This is a genomic window from Oleiphilus sp. HI0125 (genome assembly GCF_001635355.1).
The window spans coordinates 1-596 of record NZ_LWGF01000530.1 but is presented as its reverse complement, the minus strand read 5'-3'; the positions used below and the strand labels follow the sequence as shown (position 1 = coordinate 596).

Sequence of the window (596 nt, the reverse complement as noted above, 5' to 3'; positions counted from 1 at the left end):
ATACACAGCGAGAAATAGTGTCTATTCTTATGTGAGAACGAAAACAATACGGTACGACCCAAGTGACAGCACAAACTTTTCAAGCTCCCCATCGAGTACTTATGGGCCCAGGCCCGTCAGACGTTTCACCACGTGTTCTTAAAGCACTTGGTCAACCAACTATCGGACATTTAGACCCAGCATTCGTTGGCTTAATGGATGAGATCAAAGATCTACTTCAATACGTTTTCATGACTGAAAACCGTTTGACGATTCCAGTTTCTGCTCCAGGTTCTGCAGGCATGGAAACATGCTTGATGAACATGGTAGACCCTAATGATCACGTATTAGTGTGCATCAATGGTGTCTTCGGTGGTCGTATGACTGAGGTTGCTAAACGTGCCGGCGCTAAAGTGACCACGCTCGAGTTCGATTGGGGCACAGAAGTTGATCCAGCCAAAGTAGAAGAAGCACTTGCCGCAGATGATAGTATTTCGATGCTTGCGTTTGTTCATGCTGAAACATCAACAGGCGTTCGCTCAGACGCTAAAACCTTATGCGAAATCGCACGTAAGCATGACTGCTTAACGATTGTTGATGCCGTGACCTCATTGGCA

At 46.1% G+C, this 596-nt stretch carries 1 protein-coding gene; it reads left to right on the top strand.

Annotated elements, in window-relative coordinates; genetic code table 11:
• Positions 1 to 62 precede the first annotated feature (62 nt).
• Positions 63 to 596, top strand: a 534-nt coding sequence (locus tag A3762_RS06715; protein ID WP_231878748.1) for an alanine--glyoxylate aminotransferase family protein, incomplete at its 3' end; no start/stop codon positions are given.